At 61.6% G+C, this 907-nt stretch carries 1 protein-coding gene; it reads left to right on the forward strand.

The genetic code is table 11. The annotated features are described in order from the left end of the window. The coding region (locus CQW31_RS31265) for an immunoglobulin-like domain-containing protein (protein ID WP_178075603.1) at positions 1-907 on the forward strand (907 nt) is incomplete at both ends.

Genomic DNA, 907 nt, shown 5'->3' on the forward strand with positions numbered 1-907 from the left:
CCACCGTAACAGATGTCCAGGACACCACCACGGTGTCGCTGTCGGCAACGCCAAGCGTGGCCGAGGGTGGGCAGATCGTTTACACCGCCACTCTGAGCAATGCTGCGCAGTCGGCGGTAACCGTCACGCTAAGCAATGGCCAGACCATCACCATCGGTGCCAATCAGACCTCCGGAAGCGTCACCGTTGCCGCGCCCGCTGATGATTCATATATCGATGCCGGCCAGGTGAGCGCCCACATCACCAATGCCTCGGGTGGCAACTTCGAGAACCTGGCGATCAACAGCACGGCGGCAGTCACCACCGTCAGTGACACCATCGACACCTCAACCGTCACGCTAACCGCCACCCCATCTGTGACCGAAGGCGGCACCATCGTTTACACCGCAACAGTGAATGCGCCGGTTACCGGAAGCCCTGTTGTAGTCAGCCTGGCCAACGGCCAGACCATCACCATCCCGGTCGGCCAAAGCTCCGGTACCGCCACGGGTGCGGTGACCAATGACGTCTACCAAGGCCACGCGGCAGTCACCAACAGCATTACCAGCGTCAGCGGCGGCAACTACGAAAACCTGGTTGCAAACCAAGCGCCTGTCAGCACCGCCGTTACCGATGTCCAGGACACCACGACCGTCTCGCTGACGGCGACGCCAAGCGTGGCCGAAGGTGGGCAGATCGTTTACACCGCCACTCTGACCAATGCTGCGCAGTCGGCGGTAACCGTCACGCTAAGCAATGGCCAGACCATCACCATCGGTGCCAATCAGACCTCCGGCAGCTTCGCCGTTGCCGCGCCCGCTGATGATCCGTATATCGATGCCGGCCAGTTGAGCGCCCACATCACCAATGCGTCGGGTGGCAACTTCGAGAACCTGGCGATCAACAGCACGCCAGCGGTGACCAACGT

Origin of the sequence: Pseudomonas sp. 382 (genome assembly GCF_002759075.1) — a bacterium.
Classification (GTDB): domain Bacteria; phylum Pseudomonadota; class Gammaproteobacteria; order Pseudomonadales; family Pseudomonadaceae; genus Aquipseudomonas; species Aquipseudomonas vlassakiae.